Source organism: Caenispirillum bisanense (assembly GCF_039523075.1).
Lineage (GTDB): Bacteria > Pseudomonadota > Alphaproteobacteria > Rhodospirillales > Rhodospirillaceae > Caenispirillum > Caenispirillum bisanense.
Genome location: NZ_BAAAEP010000018.1, coordinates 1 through 18,144 on the forward strand (window position 1 = coordinate 1; position 18,144 = coordinate 18,144).

Annotated in this window: 19 protein-coding genes and 1 pseudogene; 6 read left to right on the top strand and 14 right to left on the bottom strand. The window is 72.7% G+C overall.

Features of this window, described 5'->3' with window-relative positions; genetic code table 11:
- On the bottom strand, nucleotides 1-833 hold an 833-nt coding region (locus ABD056_RS09885), incomplete at its 3' end, for a peptidoglycan-binding domain-containing protein (RefSeq protein ID WP_343866397.1).
- A gap of 184 nt (nucleotides 834-1,017) precedes the next feature.
- Between ABD056_RS09885 and ABD056_RS09890 the strand changes: the two genes are divergently transcribed.
- The 3 genes from ABD056_RS09890 to ABD056_RS09900 all read left to right on the top strand — a co-directional run bounded on the left by ABD056_RS09890 (nucleotide 1,018) and on the right by ABD056_RS09900 (nucleotide 4,245).
- A complete protein-coding gene (locus ABD056_RS09890; RefSeq protein WP_343866398.1) occupies nucleotides 1,018-1,833 on the top strand; it encodes a competence/damage-inducible protein A in 816 nt (271 codons plus the stop codon).
- A 75-nt stretch (nucleotides 1,834-1,908) separates the two neighbouring features.
- Nucleotides 1,909-2,157, top strand: a complete 249-nt coding sequence (locus tag ABD056_RS09895) for a hypothetical protein (RefSeq protein ID WP_343866399.1) — start codon at nucleotides 1,909-1,911, stop codon at nucleotides 2,155-2,157.
- Between the two features lie 120 nt (nucleotides 2,158-2,277).
- Nucleotides 2,278-4,245, top strand: a complete 1,968-nt coding sequence (locus tag ABD056_RS09900) for a PhoX family protein (RefSeq protein ID WP_343866400.1) — start codon at nucleotides 2,278-2,280, stop codon at nucleotides 4,243-4,245.
- A 68-nt stretch (nucleotides 4,246-4,313) separates the two neighbouring features.
- Here ABD056_RS09900 and ABD056_RS09905 read toward each other — a convergent pair whose 3' ends face one another.
- The 4 genes from ABD056_RS09905 to ABD056_RS09920 all read right to left on the bottom strand — a co-directional run bounded on the left by ABD056_RS09905 (nucleotide 4,314) and on the right by ABD056_RS09920 (nucleotide 5,908).
- Nucleotides 4,314-4,712: a type II toxin-antitoxin system HicB family antitoxin gene (locus ABD056_RS09905; RefSeq protein ID WP_343866401.1), complete on the bottom strand. Its 399-nt coding sequence runs from the start codon at nucleotides 4,710-4,712 to the stop codon at nucleotides 4,314-4,316.
- A gap of 27 nt (nucleotides 4,713-4,739) precedes the next feature.
- Entirely contained in the window at nucleotides 4,740-4,928 is a 189-nt protein-coding gene (locus ABD056_RS09910) for a type II toxin-antitoxin system HicA family toxin (protein WP_343866402.1), read from the bottom strand.
- 61 nt (nucleotides 4,929-4,989) lie between these two features.
- Nucleotides 4,990-5,361: a DUF2237 family protein gene (locus ABD056_RS09915; RefSeq protein ID WP_343866403.1), complete on the bottom strand. Its 372-nt coding sequence runs from the start codon at nucleotides 5,359-5,361 to the stop codon at nucleotides 4,990-4,992.
- Between the two features lie 64 nt (nucleotides 5,362-5,425).
- Nucleotides 5,426-5,908 carry a MarR family winged helix-turn-helix transcriptional regulator gene (locus tag ABD056_RS09920; RefSeq protein WP_343866404.1) on the bottom strand — a complete coding sequence of 161 codons (483 nt, stop codon included), beginning with the start codon at nucleotides 5,906-5,908 and terminating at the stop codon, nucleotides 5,426-5,428.
- A 126-nt stretch (nucleotides 5,909-6,034) separates the two neighbouring features.
- Here ABD056_RS09920 and ABD056_RS09925 point away from each other — a divergent pair, with 126 nt between their 5' ends.
- Both ABD056_RS09925 and ABD056_RS09930 read left to right on the top strand, forming a co-directional pair.
- Nucleotides 6,035-6,514, top strand: coding sequence for a hypothetical protein (locus ABD056_RS09925; RefSeq protein ID WP_343866405.1), 480 nt, complete (start codon nucleotides 6,035-6,037; stop codon nucleotides 6,512-6,514).
- The gene (locus ABD056_RS09930; RefSeq protein WP_343866406.1) at nucleotides 6,511-7,074 is read left to right on the top strand and encodes a DUF2269 family protein; all 564 of its coding nucleotides are present in this window, start codon (nucleotides 6,511-6,513) and stop codon (nucleotides 7,072-7,074) included. Before ABD056_RS09925 ends, ABD056_RS09930 begins: the two co-directional genes overlap by 4 nt.
- On the opposite strand, the gene ABD056_RS09935 is transcribed toward ABD056_RS09930, so the two are convergent.
- The 9 genes and pseudogenes from ABD056_RS09935 to ABD056_RS09975 all read right to left on the bottom strand — a co-directional run.
- On the bottom strand, nucleotides 7,071-8,516 hold the full coding sequence (locus ABD056_RS09935; protein ID WP_343866474.1) for a cobyric acid synthase: 1,446 nt from the start codon (nucleotides 8,514-8,516) through the stop codon (nucleotides 7,071-7,073). The genes ABD056_RS09930 and ABD056_RS09935 overlap by 4 nt on opposite strands.
- Before the next feature lie 42 nt (nucleotides 8,517-8,558).
- Nucleotides 8,559-9,575: a lipid-binding SYLF domain-containing protein gene (locus tag ABD056_RS09940; protein WP_343866407.1), complete on the bottom strand. Its 1,017-nt coding sequence runs from the start codon at nucleotides 9,573-9,575 to the stop codon at nucleotides 8,559-8,561.
- Nucleotides 9,576-9,619: 44 nt separating this feature from the next.
- Complete coding sequence (gene cobO / locus ABD056_RS09945) at nucleotides 9,620-10,258, bottom strand: cob(I)yrinic acid a,c-diamide adenosyltransferase (RefSeq protein WP_343866408.1); 639 nt, start codon at nucleotides 10,256-10,258, stop codon at nucleotides 9,620-9,622.
- Nucleotides 10,255-13,968 (bottom strand): cobaltochelatase subunit CobN, encoded by a 3,714-nt coding sequence (gene cobN, locus ABD056_RS09950; protein WP_343866409.1) that lies wholly within the window; start codon nucleotides 13,966-13,968, stop codon nucleotides 10,255-10,257. The genes cobO and cobN overlap by 4 nt, the downstream gene beginning before the upstream one ends.
- Nucleotides 13,968-15,029 (bottom strand): cobalamin biosynthesis protein CobW, encoded by a 1,062-nt coding sequence (cobW, locus tag ABD056_RS09955; RefSeq protein ID WP_343866410.1) that lies wholly within the window; start codon nucleotides 15,027-15,029, stop codon nucleotides 13,968-13,970. The genes cobN and cobW overlap by 1 nt, the downstream gene beginning before the upstream one ends.
- A gap of 15 nt (nucleotides 15,030-15,044) precedes the next feature.
- Entirely contained in the window at nucleotides 15,045-15,620 is a 576-nt protein-coding gene (gene cobU / locus ABD056_RS09960; protein ID WP_343866475.1) for a bifunctional adenosylcobinamide kinase/adenosylcobinamide-phosphate guanylyltransferase, read from the bottom strand.
- On the bottom strand, nucleotides 15,620-16,231 hold the full coding sequence (locus tag ABD056_RS09965; RefSeq protein WP_343866411.1) for a histidine phosphatase family protein: 612 nt from the start codon (nucleotides 16,229-16,231) through the stop codon (nucleotides 15,620-15,622). The genes cobU and ABD056_RS09965 overlap by 1 nt, the downstream gene beginning before the upstream one ends.
- A gap of 3 nt (nucleotides 16,232-16,234) precedes the next feature.
- Nucleotides 16,235-16,360: an adenosylcobinamide-GDP ribazoletransferase gene (locus ABD056_RS09970; protein ID WP_343866412.1), complete on the bottom strand. Its 126-nt coding sequence runs from the start codon at nucleotides 16,358-16,360 to the stop codon at nucleotides 16,235-16,237.
- A 130-nt stretch (nucleotides 16,361-16,490) separates the two neighbouring features.
- Nucleotides 16,491-17,012: pseudogene (locus ABD056_RS09975) on the bottom strand (adenosylcobinamide-GDP ribazoletransferase); the annotation flags it as partial.
- A 77-nt stretch (nucleotides 17,013-17,089) separates the two neighbouring features.
- Between ABD056_RS09975 and cobT the strand changes: the two are divergent.
- Entirely contained in the window at nucleotides 17,090-18,127 is a 1,038-nt protein-coding gene (gene cobT / locus ABD056_RS09980) for a nicotinate-nucleotide--dimethylbenzimidazole phosphoribosyltransferase (protein ID WP_343866413.1), read from the top strand.
- Nucleotides 18,128-18,144: the final 17 nt, after the last annotated feature.

The window sequence follows — 18,144 nt, forward strand, 5'->3', positions numbered from 1 at the left end:
TGGGCCGCCCGGCCGAGGGCGAGCAGGGCGGCCCGGCGGTCGGGGGCCGGCACCGTCGCCAGCAGACGGTCGGCCGCCGCTTCCACCCGGGCCACGGCGCCGGCCGGCGGCGGCGCCCGGCGGGAAAGGGTGTCGGCGAGGGCGGTCCAGGTGCGCAGGGCCTCGCGCGGCAGGGCTTCTTCCAGCGCCGCCAGCTGCAGCGCCAGGTCGTCGCGACCGGCGCCCGCCGCCGCCACCGCCACCCGGCGCAGGCCGCCGAACACGGCGCGGGGGTCGGTGGTCAGGCGCAGGGCCGGCCACAGGGCGTCGGCCCCTTCCTCCAGCGTCAGGCCGGCGGCGATATCGAGCAGCACCCAGTCGCGCAGTTCGACGTCGCTGATGCCCTTGGCGGTTTCCCGCGCCTCGTGCAGCAGGCAGGCGGCGGTGGGGGCGGTGCGGCAGGGGGCGAGGTTGCGGGCGGCGTCGGCGCGTCCGTCCTCCGGCCGGCGGGTGAGGCGGGCGGCCAGTTCCGGCGCCGCGGCAATGGCGGCGGCGGCCTCGGCGGCTTCCTCGGCGCGGGCGTTGTCGAGCCGGCGGGCGGTGCGGGCGGCATCGGCGCGGGTGCGCAGGGCGCCCAGGGTCTCGGCATCCAGGTCGCCGCTGGCCGGGCGGCCGATGTGGCGCTGGAAGGCCTGCACGGCGCGGCGGAAGGCGTCGTCGCCGATGCCGTCGGGCTCGCCTTCCCACAGCCCCAGTTCCAGCAGCAGCGTCTGCGCCTCCCGCACCTCGGCGGAGGCGGCCGGGGCGAGGCTGGTGACCGGCTCCCGCGTGGCGGCGGCGGCCGGCGCTGGCATCACGGCGGGGCATAGCGCATATAAGGTGCCGAGCACCACAACTGCGGCCGCGCGGCCGGGGACGGTCATGCGACGGGACTCTCCGAAGTTTCCGCAAGGACCATAGCAGCGCCGTCCCGCCCTGTCAGCGCCGCCGCGCCCGGGTCCGCCGTCAGTCGCCAGCCGTAAGGAGCAAGGAGCCGCCATGCCCGCCGATGCCCCCGCGTCCCCCACCGTCACCGCCGCCCTGCTGGTGATCGGCAACGAGGTGCTGTCCGGCCGCACCCGCGACGCCAACGTGCAGGCCTTCGCCACCGTGCTGGGCGAGCGCGGCGTGCGCCTGCGCGAGGTGCGGATGATCGCCGACGACGCCGATGCCATCGTCGCCGCCGTCACCGCCCTGCGGGCGGCCTATACCTATGTCTTCACCACCGGCGGCATCGGCCCCACCCACGACGACATCACCACCGACTGCATCGCCGCCGCCTTCGGTCTGGCGGTGGAGGTCAGCCCCGAGGCCGAGCGCCGCCTGCGCGAGCATTACGGGCCGGAGGGGCTGAACGCCGCCCGCCTGCGCATGGCGCGCATTCCGGTGGGGGCGGCGCTGATCGACAACCCGGTCAGCCACGCGCCGGGCTTCCGGGTGGAGAACGTGTTCGTCATGGCCGGCGTGCCTCGCATCGCCAGCGCCATGCTGGACTCGGTGAAACATCAGCTGGCGGGCGGGGCGCCGGTTCACAGCCGGGCGGTGACGGCCTATATCCGCGAAGGCGACGTCGCCGAGGGGCTCGGCAGCATCCAGGATGCCTTCCCGACGGTGGAGATCGGCAGCTATCCTTTCGTGCGCGGCACCCGCATCGGCACCTCCATCGTCGCCCGCTCCACCGATGTGGCGGCGGCGGAGGCGGCGGTGGCGCAGGTGGCGGCGCTGATGACCGCGCTCGGCTGCCCGCCGGAGCAGGATGGCAGCTTCGATGCCACCACCGGCTCGGCCTCCAGCTGGCACGACGCCGCCGACTGACCGTTCGCAATGACCGCCGGACGCGCCGCCGCCATGCTGTCGGCGCGTCCCCCTTCCCGGAGCCAGGAGCCCGCCATGCCGTTGAACCCGCACGAGCGCAAGGCCATCGACTTCCTGCTCAAGCACCTGCTCTACGGCACCTTCGGCGGATTTCTGTTCGGCGGGCTGGTGCTGGCCACCGACCTGGGCGGCATCCGCACGCTGGCGTGGGCCAGTGACAACACCGTGCTTTACCTCATCCTGCTGTTCTTCGGGCTGTTCGTGACCTTCGGCTCGGTCGGCATGGGGGTGGGGATCATGTCCATGGGCGAGGACAAGAACTGACGCCAGGGGGTGGTTGAAACATTTCCGCAAAGCTGCCGCCATTGAACTTTCACGGGAAAATCGGGGCGGGCTCCATAAAGTTCTGGGCGATCTTCCTCCCATCCCCGGAACGAGTCTCCCATGAGCGACACCCCCGATCTTTCCGCCCGCTCCTATGACGCCAGCCAGGACGAAGGCGTCAACGTGCCGGCCGTGCCCACCATCGGCGACCTGATCGCCGCCCGCTTCAGCCGCCGCGCCGCCCTCAAGGGCCTGACCGCCGCCGCCGCCGTCGCCACCGTCGGCGGCGCCATCGGTGCCTCGGTCAGCCGCGAGGCGCTGGCCGCGCAGCAGTCGAGCCTGACCTTCAAGCCGATCCCCCACGGCTATGACCCCGAGTTCCACGTGCCGGAAGGCTATGACGCGCAGATCGTCATCCGCTGGGGCGACGCGGTGGAAGCCGGCGCGCCGGCGTTTGACGTCAACGCCCTGTCGGCCGAGGCGCAGAAGAAGCAGTTCGGCTACAACAACGACTACATCGGCTTCTTCCCGCTGCCGGCCGGCTCGCAGAACTCCGATCACGGCCTGCTGGTCGTCAACCACGAGTACACCGACCGCCAGCTGATGTTCGCCGGCATCGGCCCCGATGACCTGGACAAGCAGACCAAGGACCAGATCGACATCGAACTGGCCGCCCATGGCATGTCGGTGATCGAGGTCAAGCGCGAGAGCGGCGTCTGGGGCGTGGTCGAGAACAGCAAATACGCCCGCCGCATCAACGGCCTCGATAGCCAGACGGTGGTGGTCGGTCCGGTGGCCGGCAACGCCCGCCTGAAGACCGGCGCCGACGCCAGCGGCACCAAGGTCATCGGCACGCTCAACAACTGCGCCGGCGGCGAAACGCCGTGGGGCACGGTGATGTCGGGCGAGGAGAACTTCCACGGCTACTTCGGCGGCACGCCGGAAAGCGCCGGCGCCGAGGCCGGCAACCACAAGCGCTATGGCATCAGCGACAAGCCCTGGTACGCCTGGCCCAAGTTCCACGACCGCTTCGACATCGCCAAGGAGCCGAACGAGCCCAACCGCTACGGCTGGATCGTGGAATTCGACCCGTACGACCCGACCGCCGTGCCGAAGAAGCGCACCGCCCTCGGCCGCTTCAAGCACGAAGGCGCCACCAGCCTGGTGAACAAGGACGGCCGTCTGGTCGTCTACATGGGCGACGACGAGCGCTTTGAATACGTCTACAAATTCGTCTCCAACGGCAAGGTCAACCTGCAGGACCGCAAGGCCAACGACGGCCTGCTGGACGACGGCACCCTGTTCGTCGCCAAGTTCGACCAGGACGGCAGCGTCACCTGGATGCCGCTGGTGCACGGCGTCGGCCCGCTGACCGCCGAGAACGGCTTCAGGGATCAGGCCGACATCCTGATCGAGACCCGCCGCGCCGCCGACCTGCTGGGCGCCACCCCCATGGACCGGCCGGAAGACGTCGAGCCGAACCCGGTGACCGGCACGGTCTTCGTCATGCTGACCAACAACACCAAGCGCAAGGACGACGGCGTCGACGCCACCAACCCGCGCGCCGCCAATGCCCACGGCCATGTGCTGGAGATCATTCCGGCCGGCGGCCGCGGCAAGGATGCCGACCACGCCGCCCAGGAAGCGAAGTGGGACCTGTTCCTGCTCGCCGGCAACCCGGCCGACGCCGCCCACGGCGCCCGGTATGGCGAGGGTGAGCTGACCGAAAGCGGCTGGCTGTCCTGCCCGGACAACGTCGCCTTCGACAAGAAGGGCCGCGTCTGGATCGCCACCGACGGCGCGCCGAAGGCCGGCATCGCCGACGGCGTGTGGGCGGCGGAAGCCGAAGGCCACGGCCGGGCGCTGACCAAGCACTTCCTGCGCACCCCGGTGGGCGCCGAACTGTGCGGCCCCTGCTTCACGCCCGACAGCACCACGCTGTTCGTCGCCGTGCAGCACCCGGGCGACGAGAAGGACTCCACCTTCGAGAACCCGGCCACCCGCTGGCCCGACTTCGCCGACGGCATGCCGCCCCGCCCGTCGGTGGTCGCGGTGGTGAAGAAGGACGGCGGCGAGATCGGCAGCTGACCGGTCCCGCAGTGTCAGTGGAGGAAGGGGCGGCCTATGGGTCGCCCCTTTCTGCTGCTGGCCGGCCGTCAGGCTGTGCGATGGGCGGCGAGGGCGAGGCGGGCGGCGTCGGCCAGGAAGGCGGAGCGGCGGCCGTCGCCGGCCACGCGGTCGATCTCCTCGATCAGGTTCTCGTCCAGCGTGATGTTGATGCGCTTGACGCGCCCCGGCACACCGACCTCGATGAGCACGCGGACGGCTTCGGTCACATCGGCATCGACGGTGATGGCATCCAGCGGCGTTGGCGGCGGCACCGGCTGGCCCAGTTCGGCCATCAGGGCGATGTGGCCGGTCAGTGCCTCGCGGCCCATCTCCACGGTTTCCTGGATGGTGTCGCCGGCGCTGACGCAGCCCGGGAAGTCCGGGAAGAAGATGGAGTATCCCGGCGTCTCATCCTGCTCGACGATGCCGACGTACTGGGCGCGCATGGTGTGGTCAAACTCCTGCTCGGGCGGCTAGCGCAACGACAGGCCGGCCTGCTTTTCGATGCTTCGCAGGGTGCCGACCTTCAGGTCCTTCTTCGGGTGCGGAACGGTGGTGATGCCGGGCTTCACCGGATGAACATAGTGGTGGTGGCTGCCCTTGACGCGCGCCAGCACCCAGCCATCGGCCTCCAGCCGCCGGATGACCTCCCGGCTGTCCATTCCGCCCCTCCCGATCCCGCTGTGTGTATCCTACACACTAAGGGGCAGTGCCGTCACCCCCTCACGTCAGGTCCAGCGCGTACTGCTTCAGCACGTCGAGCGGGATCACCGCCAGGGCTTCCTCGTGGGTGCTTTTCAGCATCACCTGCGGCGCCATGCCGGCGTCATGGGCTTCGCGCCAGCGGCCGGCGCACAGGCACCAGCGGTCGCCGGGCTTGAGGCCGGGGAAGCCGAACTCCGGGCGCGGGGTCGACAGGTCGTTGCCGGCGCGCTTGCTGAAGGCGAGGAAGTCGGCCGTCATCACCGCGCAGATCAAGTGCAGGCCGAGGTCTTCCGGTCCCGTCTCGCAGCAGCCGGTGCGGTAGAACCCGGTGCGCGGGCTGGTGCTGCACGGTTCGATGGGGTCTCCGAAGACGTTGAGCTGATCCGACACCCGCTCCTCCTCTGTGTCCGTGCGCCGCTGTCCGCCCTTCAGGTGGCGGTGGCGGCCGGCGGCGTCAAGCTGTGTCCGCCGCCAGGGCGGCCACCATCCGCCGCATGGCGTCGCGTACGGCATCGGTGGTATCGGGCGCGAGGCCGCCCAGCGCCACCGCATTGACCGCCTCGGCGGCGGCCAGGGCGGGCTCCTTCAGGCTGCGGCCGTGGTCGGTCAGGCGCACCACGATGCGGCGGCGGTCGGCGGTGTCGCGGGCGCGGTGGACGAGGCCGTCGCGCTCCATGCGGTCGAGGGTGCGCACCAGCGTGGTTTCGTCCAGCGGCAGGCGCTGGGCGATGGTGCGCTGGCTGATCCCGTCTTCCGCCCACAGCGCCAGCAGCACCGGGAAGGCGCCGGTGGTGAGGTTCAGCGGTGCCAGACGCTCCTGCAGGGCGGCGGCGAACAGGCGGGCGAGGCGATTGACCACGAACCCCATGCTGTCCTCGACGGCGAAGGCGTCGGCCGAGTCGCGGGGGATGGTCCAGGGCGGCGGGGTGGTCTGCATGGGGTCAGGGTGGCGGCAAATGCCTGCCAAGGCAAGGATCTTCACGGCGCTCGTCAAAATACATGGCATAGCAGACAATGCCATGGCAGGCTTTTGCCATTGCCCACCCGTGGAAGGACCCGCGCCATGCGCTCCGCCCTGCTCACCGTTCATCTGCTTGCCCTTGCCGCCGTCGTCGGCAGCGCCTTCCTGCATGTGCTGATGGCCGCCGTCGCCGATCCGGCGGCACCGGACTTCGCCGCCCTGATGGCCCTGAAGGACACCACCACCTGGAGCCTCATCCTGCCCGGCATGGGGCTGCTGGGGGTGAGCGGCGGCCTGCTCGCCCGCCGGCTGCCGCGCCCGTGGCCGCTGTGGCTGAAGGTCAAGCTGGCCCTGGTGCCGCTGATCGCCGCCAACGGCCTGCTGGTGCTGCTGCCGCTGGGCGGTGAGATCGCCGCCGCTGCGGCCGCCGGCGCGCCGACCGAGGCGCTGATCGCCCGCGAGGACATCTTCGGCACCCTCAACCTGGTGCTGCTGCTGGCGGTGGTCGGCCTGTCGGTGGTCCGCCCGCGCCGCCGCGCCGCCGCCGTCGCCACAGCCCCGGTCCGGGGCGCCCGGCCATGACTTACGAGCTGCTGCGCTTCGCCCATCTCGTCGGCGTGCTGCTCATGGGTGGCGGATTGCTGGCGGTGTTCATGGCCGACCTGCACGGCCGCCGCAGCCGCGATGCTGCCGCCTTTGCCGAGGCGGCGGCGCTGGTGGCGCGGTGCTACGATGCCCTGGTGGTGCCGGGCGCCCTGGTGCTGGCGGCCGCCGGGGCCGCCATGACGGCGGTCTTCCATGGCGCCGCCGTGCTCGACCAGCCGTGGCTGCTGGCGATGATCGTCCTGTTCGCGCTGGAGTTCATCGAGGGCAATACCATCACCCGGCTCGCCTTCCGCCGGCTGCGGCGGCTCAGCCGCACCGATGATCCGGCCCTGGCGGCGGCGCGGGCGAGCCGGCTGGCCGCCTTCACCCACTTCCTTGATCTGCCGGCCCTGGGGGTGATCGTCGGCCTCGGCGTGTTCCGGCCGATGACATGGCCGCCGATCATCGCCGCGGTGGCGGCGGCGCTGGCCGTGGCGGCGGTGCTGACGGCGGCAGTGCCGCGTCTGGTGCGGCCGTCGCCGTCCGGGGCGGCCTAAAGCCCCGCCGCCCGCTCCAGCGCCGGCAGGTCGGCATGGGCCTGCAGGTGGTCGGCGAGCGCGTCCAGCGCCGCCTCCACCCCGGCGTCATAGTCCACCGTCGCCGCCCCCTCCAGGCCGAGCAGGTGGCGGCGGAAGGCGTCGGCTGCGAACAGGCCGTGCAGGTAGCAGCCGCGCACCCGCCCGTCGGCGGAGACGGCCCCGTCCGGCCCGTCCCCCAACCGCAGCCAGGGGCGGGCGAGGTCGGGGCCGGTGGTCTTGCCCATGTGCATCTCGTAGCCGCTGACGGCGAGGCCCGAGGCCGCGTCCGTTCCCGCCGCCTCGCGCAGGGTCTTGGGGCCGCGCATCACCGTCTCGACGTCGAGCAGCCCGAGCCCCGGTGCCTCGCCGGGCGGACCCTCGATGCCCTCCGGGTCGCACACTCTGCGCCCGAGCATCTGGTAGCCGGCGCAGATGCCGAGGATGCGCCCGCCGCGCCGCAGGTGGGCGGCAAGGTCGATGTCCCACCCTTGCGCCCGCAGGAAGGCAAGGTCGGCCAGCGTCGCCTTGGAGCCGGGCAGGATCACCACGTCGGCATCGCCGGGGATGGCCTGCCCCGGCTGCACCCAGGTGAGCGCCACGTCCGGCTCGGCGGCGAGCGGGTCGAAATCGTCGAAGTTGGCGATGCGCGACAGGCGCAGCACGGCGACCCTCACCCGCCCGCCGCCGCCCCCCGCCGCACCGCGCCGCTGGTCCAGCGCCATGGCGTCCTCCGCCGGCAGGTCGCTGGCGCGGGCGAACCACGGCAGCACGCCGAGCGACGGCCAGCCGGTCTGCCCGCCGATGATGTCGAGCGCCGGGGTGAACAGTGCCGGGTCGCCGCGGAACTTGTTGATGAGGTAGCCCACCACCCGCGCCCGTTCCGCCGCCGGCAGCAGGGCGTGGCTGCCGACGATCTGCGCCAGCACGCCGCCGCGGTCGATGTCGCCCACCAGCACCACCGGCAGGTCGGCGGCCTCGGCGAAGCCCATGTTGGCGATGTCGGCGGCGCGCAGGTTGACCTCCGCCGCGCTGCCGGCGCCTTCCACCAGCACCAGATCGGCTTCGGCGGCAAGGGTGGCGTAGCTGTCCAGCACCGCCGGCAGCAGCGAGGGCTTGAGGCGGAAGTAGTCGCGGGCACCGGCATTGGCGAGCACGGTCCCCTGCACCACCACCTGGGCGCCGACGTCGGTCTGCGGCTTCAGCAGCACCGGGTTCATGTGGCGGCTGGGGGCGATGCCGCAGGCGCGGGCCTGCAGCGCCTGGGCGCGGCCGATCTCACCGCCGTCGGGGGTGACGGCGGCATTGTTGCTCATGTTCTGCGGCTTGAACGGGCGCACCCGCAGGCCGCGGCGGGCGAACAGCCGGCAGAAGCCCGCCACCAGCAGGCTCTTGCCGACGTCCGATCCGGTGCCCTGGAACATCAGGGCCGGCGTGCGATCCCCCCGCGCCACCGCGCTACCCCGTCACTGCACCGGCGGCGGGGCGAGCGATTCGCTCTGCACGCCGCCCGGCGTCAGGCGGGTGGGGGCGCCGGTGGCGGCCGGGGCGGGGGTGGTGGCGTAGCCGCCGGGGGCGTCCATGGGCTCCGGCGCCATGCCTTCCACCGGCGCCGTGTCGCCCGGCTGCACCGGACGGGCGCCGATGATGCCCGACTGCGGATCGCCGCCGCCGGCCATGGGCTGCTGCTGCGGCGTCAGCGGCTGCGGCTGGCCGTACTGCTGCTGCGGCTGCTGGCCCTGCGGCTGCGCCTGGCCGGCGTAGGGCGCGCCGCCCTGCAGCTGGCGGATGGTCAGCGCTTCCCACAGCGGTTCGGCTTCCGGGTTCGGGAAGCGGCGGTCGAGCACGATGGCCTTGGGCGTCGCGCCGCGGCCGTAGAAGGCCTGGTTCCAGTCGTGGCGCGGCTTGATGACGGCGCCGTCGATGGTGGCGCCGCCATAGGCACCCTTGGCGCGGGCGAAGGCCAGGATGTCGTTGGACAGGTTGGAGGTGGTGGCCGCCTCCAGGTTGGCGCCCTCGGTGACGAAGGTGACGCCGACGCCGGCGCCGACCTTGAACTCGTCGTTCATCAGCGAGGTCAGGCCGCGGTCGGTCATGATCAGGAACACCATCTGCGCCGACTGGCCGCCGATCTGCAGGCCGAGCGAGCCGCCGCCCATGGTGTAGAACGCCGGGGCGGAGAAGGCGCCGTTGCGGTCGCGGGTCATCAGCAGGCCGTTGCCGTAGGAGCCGCCGATGATGAAGCCGCCCTTCAGGAAACTCGGCACGATCAGCACGCCCTTGGCGCGGTGCAGGTAGCGCTCGAAGTTGGCCTGGAAGTTGGCGTCCGAGCGGACCGCATAGACGGCCGAGATGGACTGGTTGAGCGTCGAGCGGGCATCCGCCAGATCCTGCTGGACGCCCTGCGCCACCGCCGGCGGCGGGGCGATCACCGCCGTGCCCAGCGCCAGGGCCAGCGAAAGGGTGAGTGCGCGCACGAACATCGTTGTCTTGCCTCCTCGCGAGCGGTCGTTCATTTCGACAACGCTCAGAACTCGATACCGGCCTGCGCTTTCACGCCCGACCGGAAGGGATGCTTCACCAGCTTCATTTCCGTCACCAGGTCGGCCTGCTCGATCAGCTCTTCCGGCGCGTTGCGGCCGGTGAGCACGGCGTGCTGGTGGGGCGGCCGCGCTGCCAGCACCGCCAGAACCTCGTCCAGCGGCAGGTAGCCATAGCGCAGCACCACGTTCATTTCGTCCAGGATGACCATGGCGTAAGCCGGATCGGCAAGCCACGCCCTGGCCACCTCGAAGGCGCGGCGGGCGGCGGCGATGTCGCGCTCGCGGTCCTGGGTTTCCCAGGTGAAGCCTTCGCCCATGGCCTTGAACTCGACCAGATCGTCGAAGCGCGACAGCACCTCGCGTTCGGCGGTGTCCATGGCGCCCTTGATGAACTGCACCACGCCCACCTTCATGCCGTGGCCGACGCAGCGCAGCGCCATGCCGAAGGCGGCGGTGGACTTGCCCTTGCCGGCGCCGGTGGTGACGATCAGCAGGCCCTTCTGCGCCGTCTTCTCGGCCATGATCTTGTCGCGGATGGCCTTTTTCTTGGCCATCTTCTGCCGGTGGCGCTGGTTCAGATCCTCGGGCTGGTCGTCCGGCAGGTCGGGGGTCTGGTCGGTCATGGCGTCGTTTCCCGTGTTATGGTGCCGATCACCTCTGCCACGTCGTTGCGGCGCGAGCGCCACAGGCCGCGGCGGAGCGCCTCGTCGAAGCGGTCGGCCATTTCGCGCAGGGCGGCCGGGTTGTGCTCGGCCAGGAAGCGCCGTACCTCGTCATCCCCGAGATAGGCGTCGAATATGGCGTCAAGATGGTGGTCCGACACGCAGTGTGCCGTGGCGGCGAAGGCGAACAGGTAATCGACCGTCGCCGCCATCTCGAAGGCGCCCTTGTAGCCGTGGCGCATGACGCCCCTGATCCACTTGGGGTTGGCCGCCCGGCCGCGGACGATGCGGGCGATTTCCTCCCCCAGCGTGCGGATGCGGGGGCTTTCGGGGCGGGAGTGGTCGGGGTGGTAGGTGACCGGCTGGACGCCGGACAGCACCCGCACCGCCGCCGTCATGCCGCCCTCGAACTGATAATAGTCGTCGGAATCGAGCAGGTCGTGCTCGCGGTTGTCCTGGTTCTGCACCACCGCCTGCACCTTCGACAGCCGCTCGCGGAAGGTGGCGTGGGCGGCCTCGCCCTCCGAGCCGGCGCCGTAGGCATAGCCGCCCCAGGCGACGTAGGCCTCCGCCAGGTCGGCATCGCTCTGCCAGCCCTTCTCGTCGATCAGGGCCTGCAGGCCGGCGCCATAGGCCCCCGGCTTCGACCCGAACACCCGCGCCCCGGCGCGGCGGGCGGCGGGGGCGGGGTCGAGGCCGGTGGCGGCAAGGCGCTCCGTCTCGGTCCGCACGCGGGCGGCCAGCGGGTTGCTGTCGGCCGGTTCGTCCAGGGCGGCGACGGCGCGGGCGGCGCTGTCAAACAGGTCGATGAGGCCGGGGAAGGCATCGCGGAAGAAGCCGGAGATGCGCAAGGTTACGTCCACCCGCGGCCGCCCGAGCACCGAGGCCGGCAGCACCTCGAACCCCGTCACCCGGCGCGACGCCGCATCCCACGTCGGCTTGACGCCCATCAGCGCCAGGGCCTGCGCGATGTCGTCGCCGCCGGTGCGCATGTTGGAGGTGCCCCAGGCGGTGACGGCCAGCGTGGTCGGGTACTCGCCGTGGTCCTGCCAGTGCCGTTCCAGCAGCAGGCTGGCCGACGTCCACCCCAGGCTCCAGGCGGCCGGGGTCGGGACGGTGCGGGTGTCGACGGAATAGAAGTTGCGCCCGGTCGGCAGCACATCCGGCCGCCCGCGCGTCGGGGCGCCGGAGGGGCCGGGCGGCACGAAGCGGCCGGCGAGCCCGGTCAGCAGCCCGCCGAGTTCCGCCGCGCCGCAGGCGTCGATGGCGGGGGCGAGGGTGTCGCGCACATGGGCAACGGCGGCGGCGGTGGCGGTCCAGGCGGGATTGGCGGCGGTGCTGCCTGCCACCAGGGCGCGGGCCAGCAGTTCCAGCCGCTCCACCGTGTCGCCGGCGGTGCGCCAGGGGGTGTCGGCAACGGCCGCGAGCGCCGGCGGCTTGGGCCCACCCCAGGGCTCGGCCATGGCGCAGTCGAGCGGGTCGAACCCGGCGCCGAGCGCCAGATCCTTCGCCAGCGCCCGCGTCAGCGCCAGCCCGTCCTGCCCCGCCGGCGGCACCCGGGCCAGCGCCACCAGCAGGTCGGTGCGCTGGTCGCCGGTGGGGGAGACGCCGAAGATGTGCAGGCCGTCGCGGATCTGCAGTTCCTTCAACTCGCACAGATGGGCGTCGAGCTTGGCGAGCGCGGTGTCGGCATCGTCGTTGGCGGCGATGCCCAGGTCTTCATCCAGCCCGAGGGTGCGGGCAAGGCCGAGGATGTCCTCCCGCAGCACCTTCAGCCGGCGCGGATCGACGCCCGCCGCCTCGAAATACTCGTCCACTAGGGCTTCCAGGTCCTTGAGCGGCCCGTAGCTCTCGGCGCGGGTGAGCGGCGGCGTCAGGTGGTCGATGATGACGGCCTGGGCGCGGCGCTTGGCCTGGGTGCCCTCGCCGGGATCGTTGACGATGAAGGGGTAGAGGTGCGGCAGGGGCCCGAACACCGCCTCCGGGAAGCACTCGGCCGACAGCGCCAGGGCCTTGCCGGGCAGCCATTCCATGTTGCCGTGCTTGCCCATGTGGACGATGCCATGCACGCCGCATGTCTCGCGCAGCCAGATGTAGAAGGCGAGGTAGCCGTGCGGCGGCACCAGGGCCGGGTCGTGGTAGCTCTGCACCGGGTCGATGTTGTAGCCGCGCGCCGGCTGGATGCCGACCATGACGTTGCCGAGCGGCAGCACCGCCAGCGCGAAGCCGCCGAGGTCGGCGCGGAAATGCGGGTCATCCACCGCAGCGCCCCAGCGCTCCGTCACTTGCCGCCGCACCGCCTCCGGCAGTCGGGCGAAGGCGGCCTCGTACTCGGCCAGCGGCAGCACCGCCCGCACGGTACGGGCGGCGCGGGCGGTGAGGTCGTTCGTCGGTCCTTCCTGCAGGCGGCGGATGAGGGCATCGCCGTCGGCCGGGATGTCGGCGACGCCGTAGCCGGCCTCGCGCAGGGCCTTCAGCACCTCCACCGTGCCGGCCGGTGTGTCGAGCCCGACGCCGTTGCCGAGGCGGCCGTCGCGGTTGGGGTAGTTGGCGAGCACCAGCGCCACCTTGCGCTCCGCCGCCGGCGTGCGCCGCAGGCGGGCCCAGCGGGCGGCGAGGGCGGCGACGAAGGCGACGCGGTCGGCCACCGGCTCATAGGCGACGATGTCGCACTGCGTCGCCTCGTCGCGGCGGGCGCGGCCCTTGAAGCTGACGGCGCGGGCGAGGATGCGGCCATCGACCTCCGGCAGGGCGACGTTCATGGCGATGTCGCGGGCCGACAGGCCGCGCGTGCCCTGGCGCCAGCCGGCCTCCGCACCGCCCGAGAACACCACCTGCAGCACCGGGCAATCGGCGGCGGCGAAGGGGGTGTCCATGGGCTTGCCGGGGGCGGCGACGGCGAAGCCGGTGGCGTTGAGGATGACGTCGGGCGCGTGTTCGCCCAGCACGCTCTCCACCACCCCGGCGGCCAGCGGGTCCTTCAGGCTGGTGACGAACAGCGGCAGCGGGTTGACGCCCTCCGCCCGCAGCGCCGCGCACAGCGCCTCCACCACGCCGGTATTGGCTGCCTGCACCAGGGCGCGGTAGAACACCACCGCCGCCACCGGCGCCCCCTCCACCCATGCGTCGCGCATGAGAACGCCGGCAGGCGGCAGCGGTGCGGGCTCCAGCCACTCCCGGTCATGCCCGAGCAGGGCGGCGGCGTAGCGCAGGAAGTGTTCGGCATTGGCGGTGCCGCCGTGGATCAGGTAGCCCCACAGACGGTCGTAGGCCTCCGCCGGCACGGTGGAGAGGTCGCGCAGCTCGGCGTCGGGCTTGTCGTCGCCCGGCAGCAGCGCGAGCAGGATGCCCTTGCGGCGGCACGCCTTCGCCACCTCGTCGACGCCATAGGGCCAGTAGCCGCGCCCGCCCAGCAGCCGCACCACCACCAGCCGGGCGCCGCTGATGACGCCGTCGACGTAGAGATCGACGCTCATGTTGTGGCCGAGGTGCAGCAGGCTCGCCAGCCGCAGGGACGGCACCGCCTGCCCCAGCGCCTTGCGGGCGGCGCTCAGGCAGGCGAGTTCGCTGTCGGCGGCGGACAGCACCACGATGTCGGCGGGCGTCTGGCCGAGGTCGACGGCCTCCGATCCGTCGTCGATGCCTCCCGGCGTGGCGGCAAGCAGGTGCATCAGGCGGCCGGCACGTCGAGCCCGCTGCGGATCGCCTCGGCCACGGCGGCCTTGTCGAGGCCGTGCAGGCCGATCACCACAAGATGGCTGCGGCGGTTGTCGGCGGCGGTCCAGGGGCGGTCGTACCAGCGGTCGATGCGCGGCCCGACGGCCTGCACCAGATGCCGCGCCGCCTTGCCCGGCACGTCGAGGAAGCCCTTGACGCGCAGGATGTCGTGGCCGGCGATGGCGGCGTGCAGCCGGGCCTCGAAGGCATCCAGGTCGTCCACCGGCCCGAACTCCACCACCAGGGTGTCGAAGTCGTCGTGGTCGTGGTCGTCGTCGCCGTCGTGGTGGCTCGGGCGCACGTCGAGGTCGTCTTCGGCGGCGGCATCAAGGCCGAGCAGCACCGCCGGATCGACCTTGCCGAAGGCGGCCGGCACCAGCTTCACGCCGGGGCGCAGGCGGGCGCGCAGGGACTGTTCCAGCACGTCCATGCCGGCTTCGTCCATCAGGTCGGCCTTGTTGAGGATGACCATGTCGGCGCAGGCCAGCTGGTCCTCGAACACCTCTTCCAGCGGGTTGTCGTGGTCAAGCGCGGCATCGGCATCGCGCTGGGCCTGCACGGCGTCGGGATCGTCGGCGAAGCGGCCGGCGGCGACGGCATGGGCATCGACCACCGTCACCACCCCGTCGACGGTGACGCGGGAACGGATCTCCGGCCACTGGAAGGCCTTCACCAGCGGCTTCGGCAGGGCGAGGCCGGAGGTTTCGATGACGATGGCATCGGGCGGATTGGCGCCCAGCACCAGCTTTTCCATGGTCGGCAGGAACTCGTCGGCGACCGTGCAGCAGATGCAGCCGTTGGCCAGCTCGACGATGCTGGTGTCGTCGTCGTCGCAGCCCTGCACGCCGCAGCCGAGCAGGATCTCGCGGTCCATGCCGAGATCGCCGAACTCGTTGATGACGAGGGCGATGCGCCGGCCGTTGGCCTGTTCCAGCAGGTGGCGGATCAGCGTCGTCTTGCCGGCGCCGAGAAAGCCGGTGACGACGGTGGCGGGGATCTTGCGGACGGCGCTCATGGGGGGTGGAGTTCCTTACCGTTGGATATTTTTCAGGATGACAGGATATCCGGCGGCGACGAAGATAACCCGGTCCGCCGCCTCGCTCACCCTTTGATTCAGCCGCCCGGCATGATCGCGGAAGCAGCGGCCGAGCGGAGTGTCGGGGACGATGCCGAGCCCGACCTCGTTGCTGACCAGCACCACCGGCGCCGGCACCGCCGCCAGCAGGCGGACCAGGTCGGTGATGGCGAAGTCGGGGTCGCGCGGCGGCTCCGCCAGCATCTGGTTGGTGAGCCACAGGGTCAGGCAGTCCACCAGCACCGGCTCGCCGGGCTGCACCTGCGGCAGCACCCGGCACAGGTGGAGGGGTTCCTCCACCGTGCGCCAGAAGCCGTCGCGGCGTTCGCGGTGAACGGCGATGCGGGCCGCCATCTCGTCGTCCCACGCCTGGGCGGTGGCGATGTAGGTGGCGCGGCAGGCGCCGGAGGCCCGCACCATGGCCTCGGCCAGCCGGCTCTTGCCGGACCGGGCGCCGCCCACCAACACGGTCAGCGGCGGCAGCGGCGAGAAGTCGGCGGGGGCGGGCGGCACGACAAGGGGCAGCGGCATCAGGGAAGCGGCCTCCAGTTGACACAGCGGACGGCGGCGCCGCCCTCCATGAGGTCGATGCGGGTGAGCGACAGCGGGTCGACGGCGAAGGACAATCCCGCCGCCGGCTGCGCCTCCAGCCCCAGGGCCAGCACCAGGGCGGCGCGGATGGTGCCGGCGTGGGCGACGGCGATGATGTCGCGGCCGGCATGACGCTCGGCCAGGGCCGCCACCGCCGGCCGCAGCCGCGCCACCACGTCGGCGAAGCTCTCGCCGCCGGGCGGGCGGGCGGTGGACGGCGCCTGCCAGAACGGGTCGGTGTCGGCGGTCGGCAGATCGTTCCAGCAGCGACCCTGCCAGCGGCCGAAATCCTGCTCGACCAGCGCCGGCTCGACCGCGTCGGCCGGCTCCAGGCCGAGGGCGGCGGCGGTGGCGCGGCAGCGGGCGAGGGGACTGGTCACCACCACCGCCCGGCGCGCCAGCACGGCGGCCAGCACCGGCGCCGCCGCCAAGGCATCGGCGCGGCAGGGATGGTCCAGCGCCCCGACGATCTCGCCGGGCCCCGCCTCCACCGGGGCGTGGCGCAGCCACCACCAGCGGGTCGAGCGGTCGCGTTCGCCTGCCGTCGTCATCACTCAGGTCCTCAGCAGCGCCACCAGGGTGACCAGCACGGTCAGCCCGGCCACCTGCTCCACGGCGCCCAGCACGTCGCCGGTCTGGCCGCCTATGTGGCGGCGGGCGAGGCCGGCGACAAGCAGCACGGCGATCAACCCGAAGGCGAACACCGGCGCCAGCAGGGCATGGGGGCAGCACCAGCCCCCCCGCCGCCCCCGCCAGCGCCACGGCCACCGCCACCGGCGCCGCCTCGGTGCGGCCGGCGCCGGCGCCCAGGCCGTCGCTGCGGGCCGGCTCCAGCATGGCCATGGCGAGCGGCACCGCCGTGCGCGACAGCACCGCCGCCATCACCACCGCCGCACTGGCGGCGGCGACGCCGGCCGTTTCCAGCAGGGCGGTCAGCGCCGCCCACCGCAGACCGACGGCGACCAGCAGCGCCAGCACGCCATAGGTGCCGATGCGGCTGTCGCGCATGATCTCCAGCTTGCGCTCCCGCGTCGCGCCGCCGCCGAAGCCGTCGGCCACGTCGGCCAGCCCGTCCTCGTGCAGGGCGCCGGTGGCCAGCAGCCCGGCGGCGATGGCCAGCAGCACCGCCACCGCCGCCGGCAGGTCGAGCAGGTGGGCAAGGTGCAGGGCGCCGGCGGTGATCAGCCCGACCACCACCCCGACCAGCGGAAAGGCCCATACGGCGCGGGCGAGCGGCGTGCGCGCCGCCGCCTCCGACAGCCGCGGCAGCGGCAGCCGGGTCAGGAACACGAAGGCGAGGTGCGCCTCTGCCATGCGCCCGGATTTATCCATCGGGAGTGATTTCCTTGCGGCATCGCGGTATGGATCGGCCCGAACCTTTCCATCCCTCAAGCCGAGGTGCAAGTGGCATGTCCCTGACCGTGCGCTCCGTGGCCGAGTTCCGCGCGCTTCTCTCCAGCCTGCCGACCGCCGACACGGCCGCCGCCGCCGCCGCCGCCGCGCGCGAGCCGCAGCTGACCAAGCCGCCCGGCAGCCTCGGCCGGCTGGAGGAACTGAGCGGCTGGCTGGCAGCGTGGCAGGGGCGGCATCCGCCGGCCGCCGCGCGGGTGCGCTGCGCCGTCTTCGCCGGCAACCATGGGGTAGCGGCGCGCGGCGTGTCGGCCTTTCCGGCGGCGGTGACGGCACAGATGGTGGAGAACTTCCGCCGCGGCGGGGCGGCGGTGAACCAGCTGTGCCGCACCTTCGGCGTCGAGCTGACGGTGACGCCGCTCGACCTCGACACCCCCACCGCCGACTTCACCGCCGCCCCGGCGCTGACCGAGGCCGATCTGGTCGCCGCCCTCAACGCCGGGCTGGAGGCGGCGACGGCGACCGCCACGGGGCAGCCGCTGGATGCCCTGTGCCTGGGCGAAATGGGCATCGCCAACACCACCAGCGCCGCCACCATCGCCCTGGCCCTGCACGGCGGCAGCGCCACCGACTGGACCGGCCCCGGCACCGGCGTCGCCGGCTCCGCCCTGGAAACCAAGATCGCGGTGGTCGCCGAGGCCGTCGCCCGCCACACCGCCGACGCCCCCGACGGGCTGGAGGTGCTGCGTCGCCTGGGCGGGCGCGAGCTGGCGGCAATGGCGGGGGCGGTGGTCGGCGCCCGCATGGCGCGGGTGCCGGTGGTGCTCGACGGTTTCATCTGCACGGCGGCGGCGGCCTGCCTGGAGGCGACGGTGGCCGGCGCCCTCGACCATTGCGTCGTCGCCCACGCCAGCGCCGAACCCGGCCACCGCCGTCTGGTGGCGGCGCTGGGCAAGCGGCCGCTGCTCGACCTCGACCTGCGGCTGGGCGAGGGCTCCGGCGCGGTGCTGGCGGTGGGTCTGCTGCAGGCGGCGGTGGCCTGCCACACCGGCATGGCCACCTTCGCCGAAGCCGGAGTCGCGGCCGGCGAGGGCTGAGCGGGGGAGGGACGGGC